Here is a 25,467-nt window from a genome sequence, read left to right on the forward strand (position 1 = left end):
TTTGTCATTTGTCATTTGTTATTGATAAGAGACTAATTCTCTATCTCTGCCTTTCTTTGTAAATTGCGGATAGTTTCTGCTTGCTCAACTATGGTGTTTTTCTCAAATAAGGAAACTAAGGGTAATTCTATTTGCCAAGCTTTTTGTAATTTGTATGTGAGTTGTAGAACCAGAGCAGAATGTCCTCCCAAGTCAAAGAAATTATCTTGTATACTGATATGTTCTAACCCTAAAACTTCTTTCCAAATAGCTAATATGGTTTCTTCAATAGAGTTACTGGGTTCAGTAAATTCATTCTGAAAGTTATTCGCTATTGGTAATTTGTTATTTTGAATTGGTAAATTTTCACCCTCATTTAAAAAGGGAAGTTCTCTAAGACGTAGGTCAGGATTAGTAATTAGAGATTCAAGTAAGTTTTGAAAGACTGTTACCATTCTGGCGATGCTAGCAGGTGTAAACAAATCGGTTCTGTAGACTAAAGCGCCTTCAATTCCCTCTGTTGTTTCTTGGAGTGTGAGATTTAAATCAAACTCGGCTGTGTCTTTGGTATCCGTTGCAATAAATTCCTCCTTTAAAGTCAAATTTGCTAGTTTTAAATCATCTTCTGGAGTGTTTTGGAAAACAAACATCACCTGAGCTAACAGTGTGTAACTAGAGTCTCGAACTGGTTGCAGTTCTTCTAATAGTTTGATGAAGGGCATTTCCTGATGTGCATACACTCCTAAAGCCACTTCTCGCACCCGCCGCAATAGTTCGCGGAAGCTGGGATTGCCTTCTAAGTTGGTGCAGAATGGCAGTAAATGGACAAAGAAACCAATCAGTCCTTCTGTTTCGGGACGGGTACGATTGGCAACTGTTGTACTCACAATGATGTCTGGTTGTCCTGTGTAGCAGAAAAGTAATGTTTTGAGTGCTGCTAACAAGGTCATAAATAAGGTTACGCCTTCCTGCTGACTCAAGGTTTTGAGTGCTTTGGTTAAGTCTGAAGAAATCACCAATGGATGACGCGCACCTGTGAAGGTTCGCACGGCTGGGCGTGGATAATCGGTTGGTAGTTTTAAAATTGGAGGGGTGTCACCTAGATGTTGTTTCCAGAATTGCATCTGTGATTCTAAGGTTTGTCCCTGCAATAATTGTCTTTGCCAATGAGCAAAGTCTGCATATTGGATGGGTAACTCGTTCAGGGGGAATTGCTTACTCTGAGAAAAAGCTTCGTAAAGGGTTGCCATTTCTTGAGTCAACACGCTAAAAGACCAACCATCAGCAACAATATGGTGCGTTGTGACTACAAGCAAATGCTCAGTTTCACTCAAACGCCAAAGTTTACTGCGTAATAACGGCCCCCGCGCCAAATCAAAAGGCTGTTTAATCTCCTTCTCAGCTTGTCGTTTCGCTTCTGTTTCAGGGATATTTTGTGAGTCTATTACTGCGAAGTCAAATACAGGTTCGGGGGAAATTGTATAAACTACTTGTCCGTTTTCCACCTTAAAAGTACTTCGGAAGGTTTCATGTCGTCGTACAATTTCTCTTAAACTCTGCTCTAACGCTTTCACATCTAGCGAACCTGTCACGCGATAAACTAGCGGCAGGTTGTAAACAGGATTGCCGGGATAGAATTGCTCGAAAAACCAAAACTCTAGCTGAGTTAAGGAGATTGGCAGTACTCCGTCACACGTTCGCACCGCTTTAAATGGTATGATATCCCGCGAAAGTTCATGCTTAGTTGCTGTCTCAACTGTTCTAGCTAATGTTGCGATCGCTGGAGATTCAAATAAACTTCGCAGAGGCAATTCTACCTTAAATGCTTTGCGTGTCAGAGAGATAACCTGAGTAGCCAGTAAGGAATGTCCTCCCAAATTAAAGAAGTTGTCATAAATCCCAACTTGTTCTAACCCTAAAACATCCCTCCAAATACCCGCCAAAATTTCTTCGGTGGGAGTCCGGGGTGCAACAAAAGTTTGAGCTAATTCTGGTCGGCTGGTCGTCGGTTCTAGTAAAGTGCGACGGTTGACTTTACCGTTGGAAGTCAGGGGAAACGATTCCATCTGTACAAAAGCCGATGGAATCATGTAGTCTGGCAACTGGTCTTGAAGAAAAGTACGCAGCTGTTCGATGGTGACTGTCTGCCCTTGAATTGGTACGAAGTAAGCAACTAAATATTTTTCTCTGGCACTTTGCCCAAACACCTTAGCCACTGCTTGGTTAATTTGGGGATGTTTGCTCAAAACCGCTTCAACTTCGCCAAGTTCAACCCGAAAACCCCGAACTTTTACTAAATCGTCTATGCGTCCCAAAAATTCAATGTTGCCATCACTGAGGTAACGTGCCAAATCTCCAGTCTTATATAATTTTGAATTTTGTACGCCCTTGGCGTTCCCGTAGGGTATTTTGAATTTTGAATTGTAAAACGGATTTGGGACAAATTTTTGCTCTGTCAAATCTGGGCGGTTGAGGTAGCCACGAGCCAAGCCATCACCACTAACGTAGAGTTCCCCAGGAACGCCAATCGGCACGGGTTGGAGATTGTGGTTTAATAGATAAACTTGGACGTTAACGGCAGGTTTACCGATTGGCGGATAAATTGGCCATTCTTCTGGTTGGTCGCCAAATGTATATGATGTAACTAAATCTGCTTCTGTTGGCCCGTATAAATTGTAGAGTCTGCAATTCTCTAAACGCCCAAACAGCTTAATCATTGGTTGAGTAATCTGGAGTTGTTCGCCACAAGCGATCGCTTCTCTAATATTCTGAAATAGATGTTCTTCGTCTCCGTATATTTCTGCTAATTGTTGCCATAAGGTGACGGGAAGGAATACTTTGGCGATTGGTTCTTGAGCAAGTAACTGAATTAATTTATCTAAATCTTTGCGATCGCTTTCACCAATCATATACAGCGTGCCGCCTAAACCCCACGCCGCAAACATTTCGTGATAGCTGACATCAAAGCTGAGGGAAGCAAACTGAAGCACACCCACACCTGTTGTCATCTTCGCTTGATGGTGTTCGATTAAATTGGTGAGCGATCTATGAGGGACAAGCGTACCTTTAGGAGTTCCTGTAGACCCAGAAGTATAGATGATATATGCTAAATTTTGCGCTTGTGTATCTGTCTGAAGATTTATATCAGATTCTTTAGCGATCGCATCCCATCCCTCATTTAACAAAATCATTTGGGGACTGGGCACTGGGGACTGGGTACTGGGTAACGAATCAGAATCCCTCACCAAATTTTCCTGTTCCCTAGTCCCTAATCCCCAATCCCCAATCCCTTTTAAACTAGCTTGAGTCAATACAACGGTTGCACCAGTATCCGCTAGTATAAATGCTAAACGCTCTGGAGGATAGGTAGGGTCAAGGGGAACGCAAGCACCACCAGCTTTCAGGGTTGCTAATATGGCAACTGCTGCTTCTAGAGAGCGTTCCAGACAAATCCCCACAGGTGCATCTGGTTTGATACCCAACCTTTGCAGATGATGAGCTAGCTGATTGGCGCGTTGGTTTAACTCTCGGTAAGTAAATCGTTGATTTTCATACACCACCGCCACAGATTCGGGTGTTTTTTCAACGTGTTGCTCAAATAATTGATGGATGCAATCATTGATGGGTTGGGCTGCTTGGGTAGCGTTCCACTGTACTAGGAGTAAATCTTTTTCTGCTGGTGTGAGTAGCGGTAATTCGCCTATATTGCGATGAGAATTAGTAGTAATACCCTGCAACAGGGTGAGTAAATGACCAATCATCCGATCAATGGTATCTGCGTCAAAGCGATCGCGATCGTAGTTGATTTTGATTACCAGTTCATCACCGGGAATTGCCACCACCGTTAAAGGATAATTTGTTTCTCCGAGGGCTTGGCGATCGCCTATTCTCAAATTTCCCGGAAGCGCTTGCAGTGTTGCGTTTACAGGGTAGTTTTCAAACACCACAATGCTTTCAAACAAAGGTTGATTCCTCGGAATCTCACTTACACCTTGAATATCTACCAGTGAGGTGTATGAATACTGCTCTCGTTCTATATGCTCTTGTTGCAATTGCACTAGCCAAGGCAATAAATCAGCTGTTTCAGGGATTTTTATCCGTACAGGTAAGGTATTAATAAACAATCCCACTATCGACTCTACACCAGATAAGTTATGAGGACGACCGGACACTGTAGCCCCAAACACCACATCAGACTCACCACTGTAGCGACTAAGTAACAACGCCCAACCCGCCTGAACTAAGGTAGAAACGGTGAGGTGATGTTGTTGGGCAAAAGATTTTAAGGTAGCAGTTGCTTCGGCGGATAGATGTTGGTGTCGAATATTAGTGGTTTGCTGGTGAGCAATCTGCCCTACTGCTTGTTCCACAACCAAAGGGGTAGAAGCAGTAAAACCCTCAAGAGTTCGCCGCCAAAATTCCTCAGCACTAGACAAGTCTTGCTGCTGCAACCAATTAATGTAGTCTCGGTAAGAGCGAGTTGGAGTTAAATATAATTGTTGATTTTTATTTATAGAATCGTAAAAAGCAAAGATTTCTTTAAAGAGAATCGGCCAACTCCAACCATCAAGCAATATATGATGAAAGCTCCAAATAAAATGATAAGTCTCGTCTGCTAACTGAAATAAAACAAACCGCATCAAGGGAGCTTTGTCAAGTTCAAAACTTTGCTCTTTATCTGTGTTTAAGAAAGAGTTAATTTGTGTTTGCTGTTCCTCAGTTGAGAGCAAACGCAAGTCTCTGTTCATCCAAGATAAATTAACCTGTCTACGCACTACTTGGACTGGCTGTTTGCGGTTCTTCCAAACAAAAAGTGTCCGTAAAGCCGAGTGTCTTTGCACCACTTGTTGCCAAGCTTGCTCAAACGCACTTTTGTTTAAATCGCCATAAAGAGTAAAGCGAAACTGCTCAAAGTATATTCTTGATTCTGGCTGATAGAGCGTATGAAATAACATCCCCTGCTGCATTGACGAAAGGGGGTAGATGGCTTCAATATCTTTAGCTTTATTTTGATTTTGTATAGCTACCATTGTGATGTTTTTTTGTAATATCTCTTTTTTAATTAACCAGATAAATACAGAGAGAAAATGCAATATTAATTTATTTCTAAACTTGCATTTATTACTTAACCCATCTCTTCCTTTGCGTTCTTTCCGTCCTTTGCGGTTCGTTTATCTATATTCATATAAAATAAATGTTTTTAAAAAGCTCCTGTAGACAATCCGCCATCGACTGGAATAGTTACACCTGTTATATAACTAGCGCATTCTGAACTCAAAAAAGCCACTAAATTGGCAACTTCACTAGAAAGACCACGACGACCGATAGGAATGGTATTATCTATTCCTTCTATAATCGCCTCAATTTTTCGGTCTTCCTTTTGGGCGAATACTTCTAAGTATTCTCTATGCCTTGGAGTATCAATCAGACCAGGATTGACGCAGTTAACTAAAACATTCCACTTAGCAACTTCTGTGGCAACAGTTTTAGTAAAGTTGATTAATGCAGCATTGCCCACTCCCGATTTAACAAGACGACTAGAAGGTTCTTTTCCTGATGTCCCAACAATATTGATAATGCGCCCCCATTGCTGATTTTTCATTGTCGGTAGCACCAGATTCGTCATGCGAATATAGCCCATTAACTTGCCTTCAAAGACAGTTAACCAATCTTCATCAGATAGATTTTCTACTGCTTTATTAGAAAATGTAGCCCCCTGAGAATTATTGACCAAGATATCAATTTTGCCAAATTGGGTGAGAGCTTCTTGTACTAATCTTTGAGAATCACTTGGGTTTTGAACATCAGCAAGAATGGGGATAACTTTTGCTTGGGAACTAACCAAACCTTGATAAGCTTGTTCTAAACGCTCAGAATTTCTCCCACAAATTATTAACTGACAACCTTCTGCTGCCAGCTTTTGGGCAACGCTATAACCAATACCAGCACTTGCTCCTGTCACTAAAGCTACTTTCTGTGTTAATCCTAAATCCATGATAAATATTCCTTTAGGAAGCAGTGAGCGATCGCGCAGTTATTTCATTAAAAGAAGCTTTTTGGTAAGATAAATGAGAGCGAGGTGGAATCAAAATTTCAACCAAAGAAACTGCTTCATCAGAGGAATTATATCCTCCATAAAAGACATCAGATGGAGCATAATAAATACTACCATATTCTAGTTCCTGGTGTTCATCTTCCACAGAGATCGTCAACTGACCATTCAGGATTATTCCCATTTGTTCGCTAGCAGATTGTTGCATTGGGATAATTCCTCCTGGCGGAATTTCGGTAATCACAATCTCAAACCAAGAAGCAACAATAGATTGGCATGAGAAACCAGTAATTTTATCTTTTTTAGGCGATACCTTGAGAAACACTTCGTCAGTTTTTTCTGATGCTAAGGAAGTTACAATCCGTTTTACATCGAATACTATTGCTGTTTCTGGAAAGATATTTACAGAACCGTGAGGAACATAAGCATTGGCAATGTAGGCTTGTTGCAGTGGCTCAATAATTTCTTTGGTTCCGTTAACGTTCATTTCTAAACGACCAGAAATTATCATCCCCATCTGACTTTCTAGATGTTCGTGTAGTGCAAAAGTAGCTCCTGGAGCAAGATATACTAATTGAACAAGTGTGTCTTGACATTCAAATGCTATTAATTCTACATCTGAACCAATTTTTGTAGTTTTAGGAGTTGGGAAAAATTTAGACATGACTTTCCGCTAATTTTTTATAAAAAATTGACCAACTCATAGGGATTTTTCCATAAGTGGAAATAAACTCCAAATCATAAGCGTCAACAGCATTTTTATTAGTAATAGCTAGAGTAGCTAAACCCTTTTGTACTTGAATCGCTGCATCGCTAGTAGAAGGAGACAAATCAACCTGAATTTCTGATTGGTCTTGGGAATCTGGTAAAAGTCTTGACAACAAAGGTAAAGGCGCAGGATGAGTAACAAGTCTAGCTCCTTTAAAAACTACCTCTGTATTTTTCTTCTTAGCTAATCCATAAACTGGAGTAGGATAGATAAAAATGAAGCCTAAATCAAAACTTGGCTCCATATAAAACTCATTAATCATTTGGTAAGCATGAGGAACCAGAGCTAGATCAATCTTGTCTTGCAGCAGAGCTTCTTTGACATCTGGAAAGCCATCAAATAACTGAATTTCCCCAGTTAATTCTTCTGACTCTAATTGTTTGATTATATAGCTAGAAGCATAGTCACTACTAGTACCACTAGGCCCCAATGTACCGATAATCAAACTTTTTGCAGGAGGAATAGGAGGTCTAAATTCAATCGAAAACTTTAGCATAGTTTTAACAAAGTCGGATAGGATAAAAAAGAAAGTTAAAATTACTAATTTTTAAACATCTTCTGTGCCAAATATTAATTTTTTATCTATATACTCAGACTTAATTTGACTCAAAATTAATGCAATTAGTACCAGAACCGTGCCAATAAAACCGCGGACTCCAAACTTTTCACCGAGTAGCCAAAAAGAAAAAACGGATGTGAGTACCGGATCGAGGGTACACAATAGCGCCGCTTCAGTTGCTGAAATCCATTGCTGGCCTATTGTTTCTAACCAGATGGTACCAGCAGTACCTACCAGACCGAGGTAGAGGATAATAACATAGTTATTCCTTAAAGTCTCAAATTGCCCAACCATCTCTGGCGCTGCCCAGACTGCACTTAACACTGCTACAATCCACAGTTGGATGGCAGTCAGGGATAGGGTTGAGTGGCGTTGTGCAGTTTCCTGAAGTACGAGCATATAAACGCCGTAAATGAAGGTTTCAGCAAACAACAACAAGTCACCTATGCCTAGAGAGCCATTTTCCCAGCACATAATTCCTATGCCTGTGAGGGCAACTGCGGCGGCGAGTAGAGTTTTAATCAGCAAGGGCTGACCGAATAACGCTGCCAAGAGGGGTACAATGATTACATTAAGGCTGAAAATGAATCCTCCCCGGTTGGCATTGGCAGTTTCTAGCCCGATCGCTTGGCTGGCAAAACAAGCAAAGAGGAGAAGTCCTAAAACTGTGCCATCGCGTAATATCTGAGCGTTTAATGAGCGCAAATATGGGGTAAATATCGCGGCTGCAATGGTGAAACGGCTGGCGGTAAGTACAGATGGCGAAAAGCTAGTGACTGCATCTTTTGTCAGTGGGAAGGTTGTGGCCCATATTAGACTGACGATCGCGATCGCAATTATGCCCCGAATGTGGAGGGCGTTTGGCGTGGGTTGATTGCAGTCATCTAGTTTCATGTTATGTTTGCTACTCATTTAGATCCGTTGCAATGCCCCAGAACTTCTTAGTTCTGCTAAGGTGGCATTTCCAGTACAAAATAAAGCTGTTTCGAGTTCAGCAATCAGAACTTCGACTAACTCATCAACAGCAGCTTCTGATTTGACGGCTGCTTCTAAAAAAGGTCGGGCTAAACCTCCTATATCGGCTCCTAAAGCGATCGCTTTGGCGACATCCAATCCGTTGATTAACCCACCAGAAGCAATCAAGGGAATTGTCGGCGCGATCGCTCGGATGGAGTTAAGACACTCTGCGGTTGGTAAACCCCAATCAGCAAAAGTTTGTCCCAAACGGCGCTGCTTATTGTCTTTAGCACGTTGGCTTTCTACTTTTGCCCAGGAAGTTCCACCTGCTCCAGCGACATCAATGGCTGCAACTCCCGCATCGATTAACTTTTGTGCGATCGCTCCAGAAATTCCATTTCCCACTTCTTTGACAACAACCGGAACGGGTAGTTGCTGACAGAGTTGGGCAATTTTACTTAACAGCCCCCGAAAATTTGTATCTCCTTTTGATTGCACGCATTCTTGCAGGGGGTTAAGATGCAAAATTAATGCATCCGCTTCCAGGGAATTTACAAGACGCAAGCAATCATCAAGCCCACATCCATAATTTAGTTGCACAGCCCCCAAGTTCGCTAACAACAGAATGTCAGGAGCAAAAGAGCGCACAGCAAAGGTAGGAGCTAAACGAGGTTGTTCAATGATAATGCGTTGCGAACCTACTCCCATTGCTAATCGGTAGCGTTGAGCAACAGTTGCTAAACGAGTATTGACTAGCTGCGCTAATTCGGTTCCCCCTGTCATAGAAGAAATCAGCAGGGGAGCGCCGAGATTTTTTCCCAGGAAGGTTGTTTGCAAATTGATGTCACTGCGGTTGATTTCAGGAAGACAATCATGAGTAAAGCGATAGCGCTCAAATCCAGTAGTTACATCCTGAAACTGGACATCTTCTTCTAAACAAACACGTAGATGGTCAGCTTTACGAGTCTCAATTTCAGTTACAGTATTGACTGATGGGACAGTGGTAGTCACGTCGCTTTGCTCCGAATTCAAAATTAATGATTCCCATAAATAATGGGGCTTGTATCCTTTTAGTTTTTGGTCATAATGGTTTTCGTTGATGACGGGTTATTGGTAGTTTTGTGTAAATAGCCTCCTGAAACTTAGCAACATCAAACTCGGCAATACTGAATACTCCGATTTTGTCGAACAGCCGCGATGAAACGCTATCTTGACAGATGTAGTTAACACGAATATCTTCGTGTAACGATTCCAAAAGTAGTTGGATATTCGCTCTTCGCGCTTGTTCAATGGTTTTACTGTTGGTGTCATCTGAGTTGAGGGTATGTCCGTAACTGCGAACATGAAAACGGCACTCTCTTGGCCCTGCGGGAACTAACGAAAAAGTTTGGACGTGTTCGGGAAATACGCTCAAAGAAAAAGGCATTGGGATTTCTTCTTGCGCCGACATCGAGCAGAAAGCTGAGTAACACAGCGTTTCGGGCAAAGAATCGTTTTCAGCAGCAAAATCTTGTAATTCTTGTTCGCGCTCCCAAGAATGTCGAGCGATCGCTTTGGCGCAATCATAATATTGTCGCTCGATTGGGGTTAAGTTGGGCGAAGCCGGATCGCGCATGGGAATAATCATGCCGTTAATGCCTTCACAATCACTCGACACTCCAAACCGACGGGTTAAACCTTTGTGCATCATGGGAAAGTGGTAATCTTCTAAGAAGTTTTCCCACAGCAGTTTGTAATCTACCTCTACACTAATGTCATACCGACCGACTCCACCAATGGGTTGCATATCTTCAAGTTGGTATGGTTCTAATAAGCCAGGTAGATACCAACTATCAGCTAATCTTGAACCTTCCCAAGTAAAGCGAACGAAAATAAATCCATAAAAAATATCAATATCAATCGGTTCTAAACCGTAGTTTGGTAAACCAAATTTCGGATAATTCCCTCGTTGTGTAACATCCTGAAGTTTGCCGGCAAACAATTCACCGCTAGCAGTGCGAATAACGTAGGCTCGTTCGCCGACAATATCCAGCCAAGTGAAGTTACCCGGTTGTGGAACTTCATTGATATGGCAAACAAATTGCCAGGTTGGTTTAATTAAATGCTCAACTTCGAGAGCAAACAATGCTGGATCGCCATAAATCCAGATTGGCAATGCTTGTCTTCTTTCAGATGATTCGGAATATTCTATGCCATCAGTATCAATTTTAGGATACTCAATAGACTTTTCAATCAACTGCCCTTGCTCGTCACTTGTGTAAACTCGTTGCAGCACTTCATCCAGTTCTGGGGTTGATCCATCACTATCAACAGTCAGGATAATGTGTTTGAGTTCCGCAATCAATGATTGCAATATTAATTGGCGACTATCGCTTCTTCCTTCTGAGGTAATCTCTACAATTAACTGTTTTATATTCTCTTCTAAATAACCAATTCTCAACCAAAAGCGGATTTGTTCTGGAAGTGTGGCGGTTTCTCCATCTGCATAGCCTGGACTCACAGAATTAAGTAGATTACTAATTTCTACCCCGATATTTTGCTGGTTTTCAAGTTGTGATTCTAGCTGATGTTGATTATTTTCTGAGAGCTTGGCAAAAACCCCTTGATTCTCATCAATTTTGACCTCAAACTGCTGCAAACTGTAATTTTCCAGGTTAAAATCAGCACCAAACTCGCCTCTATTTGCCCCTGGTGCATTCTTGCAATCACCACCTATGCTATAAGCCCATCCATGATAAGGGCAAAGAGTCGGTTTATCTACACCTACACAACCGTGACCTTCAAACACTGGTGCTTGGCGATGATTGCAGACATTGAGAAAAACGCGAACCGTTCCGTCTGCTTGGCGCACAGCTACCAAAGGTTCCTGAAAAATTTGAACGGTAACAAAATCTCCAGCCTGGGGAATTTCTGCCGCGCGACAAATGAAATACCAGTTTTTCTCTATTTCCGATGGTTCAACAAAGATTGAACGAATAATTTTAGCGGCAAAATAATTATAAACCGTTTCGATATTTACTTCTGTATTATTACGTTTATTATATTCAAAAACTGCATTTACAAGATATTTATAAACTGTTTCAACAGCACTATCGCCCTTTGCTGACAATAAAATTCTGACAAAATTATTCCATGCTACTCGATTATTCTTAGCAAAGTTAGTACCTGTAGCAGCAAGGAAGTATTGCTGTCTTCCTACTTCAACAAAAAGTTTACACAGTTCCTTTTCTTTGATTAAAGTCATTTCATTTTTTCCTGCTTTTAATCATATCCGCGAGTAGTTCTTTTGCAATTGTGGCATCGATAGATAATTGGCGTATCCTAACTCTTCTAGCTTTTTTAAAATTTTATTTGCGCTTTGGGTAATAGTTTCTTTATTAGTTTTGCATTCAACATCAGGTTTCAGAGGTACTTCATATAAATCATCAATTCCAGTAAAATTTTTGATTTCACCAGCTCTAGCTTTTTTATATAAACCTTTGACATCTCGCTGTTCGCAAACTTCTAATGGTGCATTGACGTATACTTCAATAAAATCTCCAATGCGCTCTTTAACTTCTTGTCGGATTGCCCGATATGGCGATATGACTGAAACCAGTACAATAACATTATTTCTAGTTAGCAGGTGAGCTACAAAACCAATTCGCCGAATATTTTCGTCTCGATCCTTTTTACTGAAAGTTAACCCCTCACTTAAGTTTTGGCGAACTACATCACCGTCTAGCACCTCAATTTTATAACCTTGCGATCGCAATTCTGTCTCCAAAAATTGGCAGATGGTGGTTTTGCCAGCACCACTCAAACCAGTCAACCATATTGTTACACCACGCTGTTCTTCCACCATCCTACCCTTATGTTTTTACTAAACTGCTGGTCTAAAAAAGTGAGTTTTCCGAGTTTTAATCTTCCCTTTTTCAAAAGAGTATACATCAGCAAAAAGATAATCTATTTGGCAACCGTCTTTACTAACGCCAATGAAATCTACCCCAACAGTCCCTTAGTTAATAAGCTGCTAATAACCAATGGCAGATATCAATTAATAACTAACAATTGGTTATTAGCAATCCTTAAAATATTAATCTTCTAAAATCGGTTCGGGAATGACTGGTACTGGATGGTCTAGACGATAAGCATTCCAAGGCTTGCTGAAAGATTCTCGTTTAATTTCTGAAAATCTTCTTAACTGTTTATAAAACAGACTTTCATAAAATTCTAACTCTTTTTTTATATAATAAGGAGCTTTCTCTCCGTAAATTTTTACAAACATTCTGTATGTATTATAATGTTTGGCGGCTACATCGTCTGAGTAAAACATCAAATCGTCTTCAATGTCATTGACAACTTCTAGAGGCCACATCAATTTCAATTCTTCATTTAACTCTTCTTCTTCGTAATTTAGACCTAACATTTTGAGCAAAGTACAATGCAATACTCGATAGTCAGAGGAGCGTAATTCAGCCGCTTTTTTAATCATTTCGTGAGTAACATGAGAACTGGCTAAAATCTGAGTTTCTAATTCAAAGTAGTCTCCCAGTTTCTCCATATAAAATTCAACTTTAGAATGCTTAATATCGTATTCTTCTAAAACAGCCAAGATAATTTCTTGTTTGGATTGCCAAGGAGAATGTTGGAGTGTCGCATAGCCTTCACCTTGAATTTTTTCAACTTCATCATCGGTTTGATAAACCAGAGCTTCAATAAAACCTAAGATGGGATAAAACCGAAAAAAGTCATTCATTGAGAGATTATAAATTGGAAAATAATAAAGCATAAACTCTCTCAATACTCTGCTAGACCGACGCATACTTTGATAAGAAATGCAAGAAATTTTGGAAGCAAATTTATTAACCAAAATTCCTGGATTACGCGTGGTTGTGAGTGTCGCTTTCGAGATTGTCATAAACAATAAATAAGTTTGGTGTGGAAAACTTAAAACAATGGACAAAGTGAGGGCAAGTTTTATCTTGATAGAGATGACTTGTGAACGACTTTATTCAATTTCTGCTAGCAGTTCGTCCAACGCTTCTTGGCTTAAACCAACTTCAGGGAAATCTGAAGGAGTATAGCCTCCTGCTTCTTTTGATATACAGTGGTCGATAATAGCTTCTAAGACTTTCAGATAGTTTTTAGCCAAGTTTTCTACAGTAGCTTGGTGATGGAAAGCAGCGCTATATTTCCACTCCAGTTGCAATCTGCCTTCAATGACTAATCCATTCACATTCAACAAATGGCGGCGCTGTCCTTTGGGGCTGTGAATAGAACCGCTAGACTCTTGGGCATATTTCCAACCAAGGGGTGCTAGGTGCGTTTGGTCGAATTGACCCAAGTAATTAAAACTCACCTGAGCTTGAGGGAGTAGCTCAAGTTGCTTGTTTATGGTTGCATCCATGCTCAGATACCGCAGGATGCCATAGCCAATACCTCGGTTGGGGATGCGTCGCAGTTGCTCTTTGACCGACTTGAGAGCCTCGCCAGGATGGTGAAGACCTCCAAGTTTTAAGCAAATGGGGAATATACTGGTAAACCAGCCTACTGTGCGGGACAAGTCTACATCCTCAAACAAGTCCTCTCGCCCGTGACCTTCTAATTCAATTAGTAGGGAGTCATAGCCTGTCCATCCAGCAAAACTTTGCACTAATGCAGTCAAAAGTACATCGTTAATTTGGGTGTTATAGGCGACTGGGACATCTTGCAACAGAGTGCGAGTCTGTTCTGCATTCAGGGATATAGAGACAATCTGACTTGAACCGACAGTGTTTTCTGACGCAATAGCAGGAGAATCCAACGGTAAAGGAGCAACTGCGAACGACCTTGAGTGCAGCCAGTAATCTAGCTCTGAGTGCAGTTCTTGAGTACCTGCATAATCCTGCAATTTGATTGCCCAATCTTTGAAGGAAGTTGTTTTTGCAGGAAGTTGGATGTTGTTCCCACTATCTAATTGTTTGTATGCTCCAGATAAATCTTCCAGCAAAATCCGCCAGGAAATGCCATCGACAGCCAAGTGATGGATAACGATGAGCAAACGTCCAGGAGAAGATTTGCCTAAGTTAAATAGAACGACCCGCAGTAGCCGCCCATCTGCTATATTTAGCGATCGCTGTATTTCATCTGCCTTTAACTCAATTGCTTTTGATTGTTCTGCTTGAGTCAGGTTGGATAAATCAGCGATCGCTAACGATACTGCATCGCACACATCACTGTTGTACTGTTGCCATTGCGCTGCTTGCTGCACAAACCGCAGCCGTAAAGCGTCATGATGGTACACCAGCTTTTGTAATGCCTGCTCTAGTAATTCCGGTTGGATATTTGGCGGAACTTCTAGCAGGAAAGATTGGTTAAAGTGATCGGGTTCGGGTAAATTACGCTCAAAGAACCAATGCTGAATTGGTGTTAGGGGAACAATGCCCTTAACTAAGCCCTGTTCTGCCTCATTGGAGGTAGTTGTCACGGCTACAGCAGCTAACTCAGCGATGGTTTGATGCTGAAATAGCTGTTTTGGAGTTAGTTTTAATCCAGCTTGATTAGCTCTGGCGACAATTTGGATTCCAATAATGGAATCCCCGCCCAATTCAAAAAAGTTGTCATGAATACAAACTTTTTTTAATAATAAAACATCCTGCCAAATTTTTAGCAAGATTTTTTCAGTATGAGTGCGGGGGGAGACAAAGCCGGTTAAGTCATTAAACTCGAACTCTGGTACTGGTAAGGCACGGCGGTCTATTTTACCATTGGATGTAATGGGAAAAGCCTCTAGAACTGTGAAGGATGCAGGTATCATATAGTCGGGAAGCTTTTGCTTGAGGAACAGGCGCAACTCGTTACTGGTGGGCTGTTTTCCTTCTGAAACAACGTAAGCCGCCAAACTCTTAACACCAGGCTTATCTTCCCTAGTAATCACAATGGCATCTCCTACCTGAGAATGTTGAGTTAGAACAACCTCAATTTCTGCAAGTTCGATGCGGAAGCCACGGATTTTCACTTGGTTGTCAATGCGACCAATAAACTCAATATTTCCGTCAGGTAGGTAACGTGCTAAGTCTCCTGTTTTGTACAACTTTTTGTTAGAAGTTAATTGTGCCTCCTCAAACGGATTTGGAATAAACTTGGCATCAGTTAAATCTGGGCGGTTAAGATAACCTCTGGCTAAACCATCACCACCAATACATAGTTCGCCAGGAACACCAATCGGTACAGGTTGGAGATGACGATCCAGAATATAGATTTGTGTATTCGCAATTGGTTGTCCAATTGGTAAGTTTGTTGCGCCTTCTGGAACTTCCTGCACTAAATACCAGGAAGAGAAAGTAGTATTTTCTGTTGGACCATAAACGTGCAGCAGCCGCTTTGGAGGCTGATTTTGCAGTAATGTTCTCACCCAGTTTGGTTCAACCGCTTCTCCACCAAATAGAACAGTTTGGAGATTTTTAAAGATTCCTGGTACTTGACTTACCAGCTGGTTAAATAAAGCTGTTGTGATGAACAAAAAGTCAATTTGCCGATCTTGCAGTTGTGTAGCCAGTTGTGGCGGCGAAAGCAGGACTTCTTTAGTAATACCTACTAGCCTAGCTCCATTAAGCAAAGCTCCCCAAATTTCAAAGGTAGCAGCGTCAAAAGCTGCATTCGAGGCTTGAGCAACTCGGCGATCGGCTGTTAACTTCACGTAGTTAGTGTTACAAACTAACCGATTCACAGCTTGATGAGTAACGGTTATACCTTTCGGCTTTCCTGTAGAACCGGAGGTATAAATTACATAAGCAAGATTATGACTTGATACTTCATTAGTAGGGTTTTTATGGCTATAACTGCTAATTACGTCAGATTGTTTAGTATTTAAAAATACAATTTTTGCGTTAGTTTCCGGTATCTGTAACTGTTCTTGAGTCAGTAGTATTGATACCTGAGAATCATTCAGCATATAAGCCAAACGTTCTTGAGGGTAGCTTGAGTCTAGAGGAACATAAGCACCGCCTGCTTTGAGAATTGCCAGCATTCCGATAATCATCTGTGGCGATCGCTCGACGCAAATCCCTACCAATACTTCTTTTTTGACTCCCAAGGTTTGTAGATAGTGCGCTAATTGATTGGCGCGATCGTTTAACTCTCGATATGTTAGAGACTCGTCCTCATACACCAGTGCGATCGCATGACTGTTTTGTTCTACCTGTTCCTCAAACACTTGATGGATACATTTCGTATCGGGATATGCTATTTGAGTATCATTCCATTCCACTAGCAATTGATGACGTTCACGCTCAGTTAGCAATGGTAATCTACCTACCGATTCTTGCGGATTCGCCACTATTCCCGCCAATAATGTTTGAAAATGATCGGTCATCCGAGCGATTCTGTCTTCATCGAATAAATCGGTGTTATATTGCCAAAACCCTTGCAGGGAGTTTCCTTCATCTGTGTTTTCCCACATTTGTAAGGTGAGGTCAAACTTGGCGTTAACATTATCTAGATGTAGAGGATAAATAGCTAAATCAGGGGTTTCTAATTGCTCTATAGGGGCATTCTGCAATGCAAACATCACCTGAAATAGAGGGCTGTGGCTGAGACTGCGCTCTATTTGCAAAGCTTCAACAATCTGCTCAAAAGGTACGTCTTGATTGGCGTAGGCATCCATGCAAGTAGAACGCACTTGCGTTAGTAGTTTAGAGAAACTGGGATTACCTTCTAGTCGAGTTCGCATCACCAAGGTATTGACAAAAAAGCCAATTAACCCTTCTATATCTTGCTGGTTGCGGCTAGCGATCGGTGTTCCTAACAGAATATCTTCTTGACCACTGTAACGGAATAGTAGAGTCGCATAAGCCGCCATCAAGGTCATAAATAAGGTGGTTCCTGATTTATGGCTGAGTTCTTTCAGCGATGCCGTCAGTTTTGCATCCAGTTGAAAGGAAAAACACCAACCCCGGAAAGTTTGCACAGACGAACGAGGTCTATCTGTTGGTAGTTCCAAAAGAGGTGGTGCGGCTGCTAACTGTTGCTTCCAGTAATTGATTTGGGTTTGGAGGAGCGTTCCTTTTTGTAACCATTGGCGTTGCCAAATCGTAAAATCTGCATATTGAATCGGTAATTCTGGAAGTGGAGAAGGTTCGCCAGTCAAAAAGCCTCGATACAAACTCGATAATTCTTTGATGAATACTCCCATTGACCAGCCATCACCGACAATGTGGTGCATGGTCAATAACAAAGCATAAGACTCTGATTTGAGTTGTACCAGAGTGACTCGCAGCAACAGTCCTTTGGTGAGGTCAAAGGGTTGCAATTGATCTTGAGTTGCTAAAAGTTGCAATTGTTCTGACTCTTCTTGTCCTGACAATCTTTGCAAGTCTACAACCGAGAGTTTCATGGTTGCGTGGGGAGCAATTACTTGTACAGGCGTTCCCGCCACAGCATTAAAGGTGGTGCGTAAAATTTCGTGCCGGCGGATAATCTCGTTGAGACTGCGTTCTAAAACTTCTATATCCAAACGCCCGTTGAGACGAACAGCCTTAAACATATTGTAGAAGGGGCTGTCCGGCTCCAATTGCGCTAAAACCCACAGTCTCTGTTGGGCGAAAGAAAGCGGGAAAGTCTGAGATTCAGTTTGATTTTTACGACTAACTTGAGGAATAGCATTGTTATTTCTGTGATATCCCAAAGACTCTGCTACTCGCCAAGTCACATCGCCTAAAAAGTCGGTGGTGTAGTACTGCTTCCAACTATCTGCGGTGTTAGCATTAATGCCCTGATGTTCGTGAAATTTCACATCCCCCACCATTCTAGATTGGGCATAAATTCCATCGGTCATGCGCTGCTTTTTCTCTTTGTAGGGTTGCAGCATATCAGGATGGAATTCCACCCCTAAAAATTGGCATAAGCTTTCTACAGTCGTTTGTGGTTGGCTAACTATGTCTTCAAATTTGACTTGATACTGGCGTTCTTGAGGAACTTGTTGCAAGAATTCGAGAATATTTTGATGGCTAATCAACCAAACGAGTTCAGCGAGTTCTCGTCTGTTGAAGGGATGTTGATAGGGAAAGGTTTGCTCTACTCTGGCTTCTTCATAAGAGCGCATCGTTGCATAAGGATGACGCACAAGATGGATGTAGAGAGGGTTTTGGAAGTTTCTTTCCGCTCGTTTTAGGGTTTCTAAATCTATGGAGTAGGAGGGGGTCTTGTCTACCAAGATTTGATCGCCCAGCCATTGCTGTATAAGTTGGTAAAACTGCTTTGTAGTGAGATTTTTCGCTTCTAATTCTTCCATAAGTGCGATCGCTTCTTCTGGACTACACCCCCGAATTTGCATGATTGTCCGAATTGTCCCTTCCATCCAAAAGCTGTAACGTCCTGAAAATGCTGCTTTTCGTTCCCCAAGTGTATTAAACGTCAGCAATTCCAATTCTGGAGGCGCGAACAACTGCGGATTTCCCCCTAGAATGACGCGCAGTAAGGTAGAGCCGCTACGATGAGGCGAGAGAATAAAGATAGCTGGCGGGTTTTTGATTGCGTCGTCATCGATTGGGAAAGCAAGAGGAGGAATAAGCGATCGCATTTGCAAAACTTTAGCTTCACCGATTCGCTCTTGTGGTATATCAATAGTTGAATTTATTTCCTTACCACCCAGTTGTGCTACTGCTTGTGGGTAGTTTTCTTCTATGTAAGTTCCTAGTTGAGCAACTGTTTTAGTATCAAATAAAACAACAAAATGAATAATCTCGTTTAATTGCGCTTGCAATTTATTAATCAGAATCGCACCCCGAATCGAATCGCCACCGAGTTCAAAGAAGTTATCATTAATACCTACTCTGTCTAGTTTGAGGGCTTCTGCGAATAAATGTGCGATCGCCTTCTCTATAGGATTACGAGGAGCAACAAATTCTATATCTAACTGAGAACGTTGGCGCTGTTGTCGAGATGCAATCTCTTTGAGAATGAGTTCGGGACTATATAAATTCCGAGCAATGCGATCAAAAAAGTCTGCAAAAGAGGCTATTTTTGCCGAGCTATCAGATCCGAATTTCGCTTCTCGATCGGACTGAATATCTACTATATCTATATCGGATATGAGTATTTTATTGCCTTCTGACGAGGCCGTTTCTACTAAGTTTCCATCAGACTGAATATCTACTATATCTATATCGGATATGAGTATTTTATTGCCTTCTGACGAGGCCGTTTCTACTAAGCTTCCATCAGACTGAATATCTACTCTATCTATATCGGATATGAGTAGTAATTTACTTTCGGATGCGGTTTGAGATGGAAACTCGAATAACCAACCACCATCGTTCTCTTGCTGAAATTGTCTACCAACACTAGTAAGAAAATCCCAGGCTGGTTGATTCTTCTTGGTAGGTATATAGAAAAGCTCGACTCGTCCTAATCCTCTTTGTTGAGCAAGAGTTCCTAAATAGGACAGCATTCTATGCTCCACACCCCTACCAAGTACCCGACAACTGAGTAAAAAGGTGTCTACAACTAGCGCATTTTCTTGAACTTCAAACAACAGCAGACCGACTAAACCATAATCTCCAAAGCGGTCTTTAACCTTGACCACTCGACATTCTAATTTTTCTGAATTACAAAGTTGTTGGATTTCAGCCTCAGATCGGCGGATTGTTGTGAGGTTAAACTGATTGGTGCGTTGGGTAAGTTGAGCAACCCGCGAAAGTTGCTCGCTTTGCATCGGGGAAATCTCTATTTCTAAGTTCAGTTGGGCGAGGAAATCACTAAAAGAAAAAGAATCCTGTTGCAAACGCTGGCGCTGGACATTCTGTTGATAGAGATTAGTTCTTTGTTGGTCTTCTTCAGTGGCTTGGAGTTGGTCGAAAGCCCAAATATGCTGTAAAAATTGCGGGATGCGATCGGGTTGTTCTGGAAGTTGTAAAGTCAGCACTTCTGGACAGTTTGCTCTAACTTCAGCACACTCAATTGGATTGTCATCAATGAAAATAAAGCTATCTAAACTCAGTTGTAATTCGGTAGCTAAAGCTTTTAGATTCTCCGATTTCGATTCCCAGTTAATGCGCCAATTAACGAGATGATGGCGACCCATCACCATATCTGGATGTTGGTCAAAGACTGCAAATACATCCTCTTGTTCATTCTTGCTACACAAACAAATCAACTTTCCTGCTGCTTGCTGCGCGATGATAAATTCTTGGAGCGCTCTATAGGGTGGATTGATTTTGACTCCTCCAACTCCATCCTCTCCACAAATACCACTCCATAATGTATGGTCGCAATCAAGGGCAATCACCTTATAAGGATAGCTCTGCAAAGCAAAGATTTTCCGCGCCAGCATTGTCCCCAAAGTGCAAAAAAAGGTTGGCGTGTAGGGAATGTGTCCTAGTTCATCTCCGTAAGGGTCGTAGTACTCCTCTACTGGGTAGGTACTGGTCAATTCTTGACTTTTTATCAGATACATACCACTGACATCTTTGAGATCGGCTGCTAACAGTTCCTGCATTCTCTCATGTAAAGTGTTATCTGCTGCATCTGTTGTTGGAGAGGGAGGACAGATAAAGACCAAGTAAGGATTTGGCGATCGCGAAGCGCTGCTGCTTTCAGCAGATCGCGTTATTGCTGTTTTCAAAGCACTGCCAAAATCCTTAACGGTTTGCTCTAGTTGGACTGGATTTTTTTCAAATTGCTGTGATACTGAGCTTTGCTTCAGGTTGGGGCGAGTGGCATAGATATTAAACAGTCCAGAACCGTGCAGGAGAGACTCTTCATCGACAACAAATTGAAAGCCTTTGTTTTCAAGCAATTGCATGACATGTTGAATTGTACTGCCTTCTTGGTCATGCACCTCCATAGCTATTTGTTTAATCAGTGACCAGTGATGGTCTTTAATTCCTTGGAGAATTGCTAACTCGCTTTTTTCAGCATCTAGTTTCAGTAAATCAATTTTTTCAATCTTATATTCTTCGATAATTTCTGAAAGAGTTCGCAACTGAGCTTGATAAGTTTCTCGTTCAAGCCTATCCTTGAGAAATTCATCAGCTAGGCGTTCTAACGACTCTTCATCCAGGGAATTATCGCGTTGCAGCATATTAATAATGACTGAGCGAATAGCTTTTTCATCTTGCTCTGTATCAGCTGCAAAACTTGAGAAAACTGAGGAACGAGGATAAAAAGTGAAGGTTTCTTCTTTGCGTTCACCACCTAAACCGCAGTTAAAAAGATGGGTGTTTTGACAGTAAAGCTTGGCGTTAGTTTGTAATTTGTCAAAGGCGTGAGGTGCAGGTTCAAAAGCATAAATAGTCCCTTTTGGGGATTTTTGTTGAGCAAATAAGGTAAATAGACCAATATTCGCTCCCACATCAATTATACAGTCATCTTCATTGAAGACAATTCCATGCTTTAAATAGACGCGATCGCCAAAAATCTCTTGATATAGATACTCGGTTTCGTACTGGTTAAGGTGAGCTATTTCTAAGTGATTTGGTAAGGTGTGGCGTAAGCGATCGCCAAAAATTTCTTCTTTTAGATAATCGTCAACTGTTAATTGCAGACGATTCTTAGTTTCCTCCCAATCCTCAAACCTAACTAAAGCTACATTGACTCCATTTTGATTGTTAGTCAGAAGGCTGACTGGATTGAGAAGTTCTTGAAATACCTGATTGTAAGGAGCAAACTCTATTGAATAAGGGACTCCTATTTCTTCGAGCCAATACGATAGGGAATCCTCAATGGGTTCACTTGTAAACGTAGCTGTAATAACAATTTTCTGCTTAGAGATGTGTTTTAATAAATGTTGTGTATTCATACTTGTGTATTTATAAAAATGATTTCCATTAATTATTTCTAGATCAAAGGAAATTAGGCGATAGTAAAAGCATCTCAATCAGTCTTAAAAGAAGGAATCAAAAGAATCTGATGTATATTTTTAGCCGCATGATAAAACATCGATTTAACGGTTTCAGATCGATGAATTCTAATATCTAACGGCAGGTGTCATCGAACAGCATTCCTTTTTTTAATGCCAAAAACTTTTCAATCACTGTACTGTTCTTTGATTAACAGTAGGTTGACATCAGGTAACAGTAGAGTTAATAAAAACTCTCCGCTCTTTCACAGCGCTTACCTATTGAGAAGTTATAATTTATTCCTCAACGATTTAAACTACTTTTGGAATCTCAACCTTTTGGGCATTAGTAATGTTTTCTGGTCTCAGTTCATTTTTAAGTTTGAGTTTTAGCTCTTCTGTAATTGGTAAATCTTTAATTTCATTGAGGAGAAATGTCACGGATTCAGTTTTGCTTCGTTCTTCATAGATAGCCTTGAGAATGGCTTCTATTCCATATCGGGCTACGGCATCTCCTGCAACAGTTATTAGATTAAGCAGGGCTATACCTCCGACGATACCAAACGGCCCCCCTAATGCTGTAAGGGTAGCTGCAACGGCGGCGGAACTACCTCCTGATGTAACCGCTAGAATCACGAGAATTACGCCAGAAAGTCCCAGTCCAGCAAGCTTTTTAACGATTTCGTTCATTTTAATCACCCTCAAAGTTTTATTGCTACTTAAAGATTATAAATAGCAATAAAAGTTATTTAGCCTAACGAAAAGTAGAAGTATTTTTATTTTCTTGTTTTTCACAATTTTATTTTAATAAACAGATAATCTCAGGTTTATCAATAAAATGCAATAGCAGTTTAAGTCACTTAAATGGACAGTTAAGACAGTTAAGACAGTTAAGACAGTTAATAAATAATTACTCCGGGTTAGCTCATTTTTTCATTAGTTAGAGAAAATAAGCGGTTAAAATATACCTAGTGACATATTCACAAAAAGACAGAGTAAGTGTAATTGTTCAGGGGGCAGAGCAAACGCATCTTATTTGTTAACAGCTTGACAAGTCATAAGTAGTAAGAGTAGTATTCGCCAAAAGACACGGCGAGCCGCTATGAACTATCGCTACATGCTTTCTGTGCTGGCGGCAGCTATTTCAAACTCGAATTCCATACTACGATCCTCCTGTCAATAGGGTTTGAGACGCGCTAACCCTGCGATCGCACTCAAGCCGTGATTATTGCTGTTAAACGAGGGATTGTCAATTTGTAAGTAAGTTGTACTAAAGTTGGAATCCAAATTTCAACTTTAGTTGGAGCCAACATTCCATTTTGAGATGGACTGATTTATCAATCACTATATTGAGTAAAAGTTTCAACTTTTAGGGGACGACAAGTTAGAGTTAATTGCATATATTTATACAGAAAGCCTCCAAAGCTTCAACAAAAGTATGTAAACTTTTAGTTGCTCACTGGCGGCGAAATCCTCTAGTTAATTGATGCCAAAGAATATTTCAAATTGGTAAAAAAGGCGGAATACAATTATGGATGTTTGGAATTTAGCTAAAGGTTTAGGAGTCGTAATCGTTGGCGCAATAGCTTTCTCTGGAAACTCTGCTATTGCCAAAATCAATCAGGGTGTGACTCTAGAGAATAATCTGAATGCACCTATCTTGAACACAGAGATTAAAAAGCACAATACATTAGGAGACGATGCCCTGAAAATTAATCACAACACCAAACAAACTCAATCTCAAAATAGAAATGCTGCTCTAGATAAGAAAAAAACTTTGCTAGCAAGCTGCTATCCAAGGTGTATTTAAGCCTTAGCTCGATTTTATCCATTTTTTCGCAACGCGATACTCCTGCGGAGTCGTTGCACGAACGCTATCGCTAAAACCTTTGTGTGACGGTAGTTTTACTTTTTTAACTTCATTGATAATCAATGAAAGTGGAAAAAGTATTTGCCAAAAAGCCAGGATTTTTGGCGGATAAAGAAAACCGAGTTCTTAATTTTGGATAAAGTCGACCTTAGAGGATGTTTGAAAAGTATTTTTGGTAACTTCTGAGGCTCGGAAACCTAACCCCCCTTCCCTAGAAGGGAATGGGAATTTCAAAGCCTCTCGACCCTTGCCTAACGGCAGGCTGACGCTAACGGGGAGAGGAATGGAAGTGGGGTTTCTGGTATAATTTATTACATTTTATTAACGCACCATCTAATTTTCTTCTGAATGACTTAGACCTTTCCAAAAACTAGATTTTAGCTCAGGTAGTACAAGGATTTCAGAAGAGATCGCTGACGATGAGCATTTTCTTCTTTGGAGGTCTCAGTGAGTTTTGACCGCGATCGCAGTTTGTTATTCGTCCCACCTTCAATACAAGATCGCATAAAAGGTGTGCTGAATGCCACAGTAGTGCTGGTTATGTATGGGGACTATGAATGTTCTCAAAGTGCGGACGTTTACAGGCTGATTAAAGTCATTGGACGACAGCTTAGTGTTTCTTTGGGGGAGAATTATTTATGCTTCATCTTCCGTCATTTTCCACAGATAGAGATTCATTCTCATGCTCAACGTGCTGCTGAAGCAGCTGAAGCAGCTGCTGTCCAAGGTCAATTTTGGCCAATGCATGAAATGCTGTTCAGCCATCAACAAGAGTTGGGAAACGGCTATCTGGTGGAGTATGCCAATAATCTAGGACTTGATATTTCCCAATTTCTGCAAGATATATCTAAAAAAGTCTACATCGATCGCATCAATGAAGATATTGAAAGTGGATTATACAGTGGAGTAACGGCTGCCCCAGCACTGTTTATTAATGGAATTCGCTATCTCGATCGCTGGACTGTTGAGCAGATAATCGCAGCCATTGTTGCTGCAAATGATTAAGGTTTTTAGTGCTTATCTTAACAAGTATTTCAGCGGGGAGTATTTCATAACTTCTATACGGACGACAAGAATCAGATTTTGGCAGATACGATTATTCTCTATCACCTTTACAAGAAACATCACTGGTTGATGCGCGGACATACGTTTTATCAACTACATCTGTTGCTCGACAAACACGCCAGCGAACAAATTGAGTTAATTGATGCACTAGGTGAACGGGTACAAACACTGGGAGGTGTGGCGATCGCTGATCCACGTCATGTGGCAGAAGTCACTAAAATTAAGCGTCCGCCCAACGGCGTTGAGGAAGTACCCGTGATGTTGTCGCGGTTATTGGAAGCCCACGAGTTAATCATTGAGGAATTGAGAGTGGCGATCGAAAAAACAGCAGCAAATCAAGTCGGAATATTCATGTTGCTCCGCTTGATTTAAGCGATCGCAACTCAATTGCCAAGTTCATTGCTGCCTGGCGTGAGCC

General features: G+C 41.1%; 14 protein-coding genes. 3 read left to right on the forward strand and 11 right to left on the reverse strand.

Going from position 1 to position 25,467, the window contains the following annotated elements:
* Positions 1 to 32 precede the first annotated feature (32 nt).
* The 11 genes from CDG77_RS08045 to CDG77_RS08095 form a co-directional block, all read right to left on the reverse strand.
* On the reverse strand, positions 33 to 5,009 hold the full coding sequence (locus tag CDG77_RS08045; RefSeq protein WP_094328880.1) for a non-ribosomal peptide synthetase: 4,977 nt from the start codon (positions 5,007 to 5,009) through the stop codon (positions 33 to 35).
* Between the two features lie 170 nt (positions 5,010 to 5,179).
* Entirely contained in the window at positions 5,180 to 5,974 is a 795-nt protein-coding gene (locus CDG77_RS08050) for an SDR family oxidoreductase (protein WP_094328881.1), read from the reverse strand.
* Between the two features lie 13 nt (positions 5,975 to 5,987).
* Positions 5,988 to 6,695 carry a cupin domain-containing protein gene (locus CDG77_RS08055; RefSeq protein ID WP_094328882.1) on the reverse strand — a complete coding sequence of 236 codons (708 nt, stop codon included), beginning with the start codon at positions 6,693 to 6,695 and terminating at the stop codon, positions 5,988 to 5,990.
* Positions 6,688 to 7,296, reverse strand: a complete 609-nt coding sequence (locus CDG77_RS08060; protein ID WP_143856977.1) for a LysR family transcriptional regulator — start codon at positions 7,294 to 7,296, stop codon at positions 6,688 to 6,690. The genes CDG77_RS08055 and CDG77_RS08060 overlap by 8 nt, the downstream gene beginning before the upstream one ends.
* Before the next feature lie 51 nt (positions 7,297 to 7,347).
* Positions 7,348 to 8,271 (reverse strand): DMT family transporter, encoded by a 924-nt coding sequence (locus tag CDG77_RS08065; RefSeq protein WP_223269739.1) that lies wholly within the window; start codon positions 8,269 to 8,271, stop codon positions 7,348 to 7,350.
* Positions 8,272 to 9,327, reverse strand: a complete 1,056-nt coding sequence (gene fni, locus CDG77_RS08070; protein ID WP_094328883.1) for a type 2 isopentenyl-diphosphate Delta-isomerase — start codon at positions 9,325 to 9,327, stop codon at positions 8,272 to 8,274.
* Positions 9,328 to 9,397: 70 nt separating this feature from the next.
* Complete coding sequence (locus CDG77_RS08075; RefSeq protein WP_094328884.1) at positions 9,398 to 11,560, reverse strand: Rieske 2Fe-2S domain-containing protein; 2,163 nt, start codon at positions 11,558 to 11,560, stop codon at positions 9,398 to 9,400.
* Positions 11,561 to 11,581: 21 nt separating this feature from the next.
* On the reverse strand, positions 11,582 to 12,160 hold the full coding sequence (cysC, locus tag CDG77_RS08080) for an adenylyl-sulfate kinase (RefSeq protein ID WP_094328885.1): 579 nt from the start codon (positions 12,158 to 12,160) through the stop codon (positions 11,582 to 11,584).
* A gap of 231 nt (positions 12,161 to 12,391) precedes the next feature.
* The gene (locus CDG77_RS08085) at positions 12,392 to 13,054 is read right to left on the reverse strand and encodes a hypothetical protein (protein WP_143856978.1); all 663 of its coding nucleotides are present in this window, start codon (positions 13,052 to 13,054) and stop codon (positions 12,392 to 12,394) included.
* Between the two features lie 252 nt (positions 13,055 to 13,306).
* A complete protein-coding gene (locus CDG77_RS37395) occupies positions 13,307 to 22,075 on the reverse strand; it encodes a non-ribosomal peptide synthetase (RefSeq protein ID WP_094328887.1) in 8,769 nt (2,922 codons plus the stop codon).
* 351 nt (positions 22,076 to 22,426) lie between these two features.
* Entirely contained in the window at positions 22,427 to 22,804 is a 378-nt protein-coding gene (locus CDG77_RS08095; RefSeq protein ID WP_094328888.1) for a hypothetical protein, read from the reverse strand.
* An 841-nt stretch (positions 22,805 to 23,645) separates the two neighbouring features.
* Between CDG77_RS08095 and CDG77_RS08100 the strand changes: the two genes are divergently transcribed.
* From CDG77_RS08100 to CDG77_RS08110, 3 genes are all read left to right on the forward strand, one after another.
* On the forward strand, positions 23,646 to 23,924 hold the full coding sequence (locus tag CDG77_RS08100; RefSeq protein ID WP_094328889.1) for a hypothetical protein: 279 nt from the start codon (positions 23,646 to 23,648) through the stop codon (positions 23,922 to 23,924).
* A gap of 507 nt (positions 23,925 to 24,431) precedes the next feature.
* A complete protein-coding gene (locus CDG77_RS08105) occupies positions 24,432 to 24,989 on the forward strand; it encodes a DsbA family protein (protein WP_094328890.1) in 558 nt (185 codons plus the stop codon).
* 78 nt (positions 24,990 to 25,067) lie between these two features.
* A complete protein-coding gene (locus tag CDG77_RS08110) occupies positions 25,068 to 25,421 on the forward strand; it encodes a Dps family protein (RefSeq protein ID WP_219851999.1) in 354 nt (117 codons plus the stop codon).
* The last annotated feature ends 46 nt before the right edge of the window (positions 25,422 to 25,467 follow it).

The sequence above is a fragment of the Nostoc sp. 'Peltigera membranacea cyanobiont' 213 genome (assembly GCF_002245975.1).
Taxonomy (GTDB): Bacteria; Cyanobacteriota; Cyanobacteriia; order Cyanobacteriales; family Nostocaceae; genus Nostoc.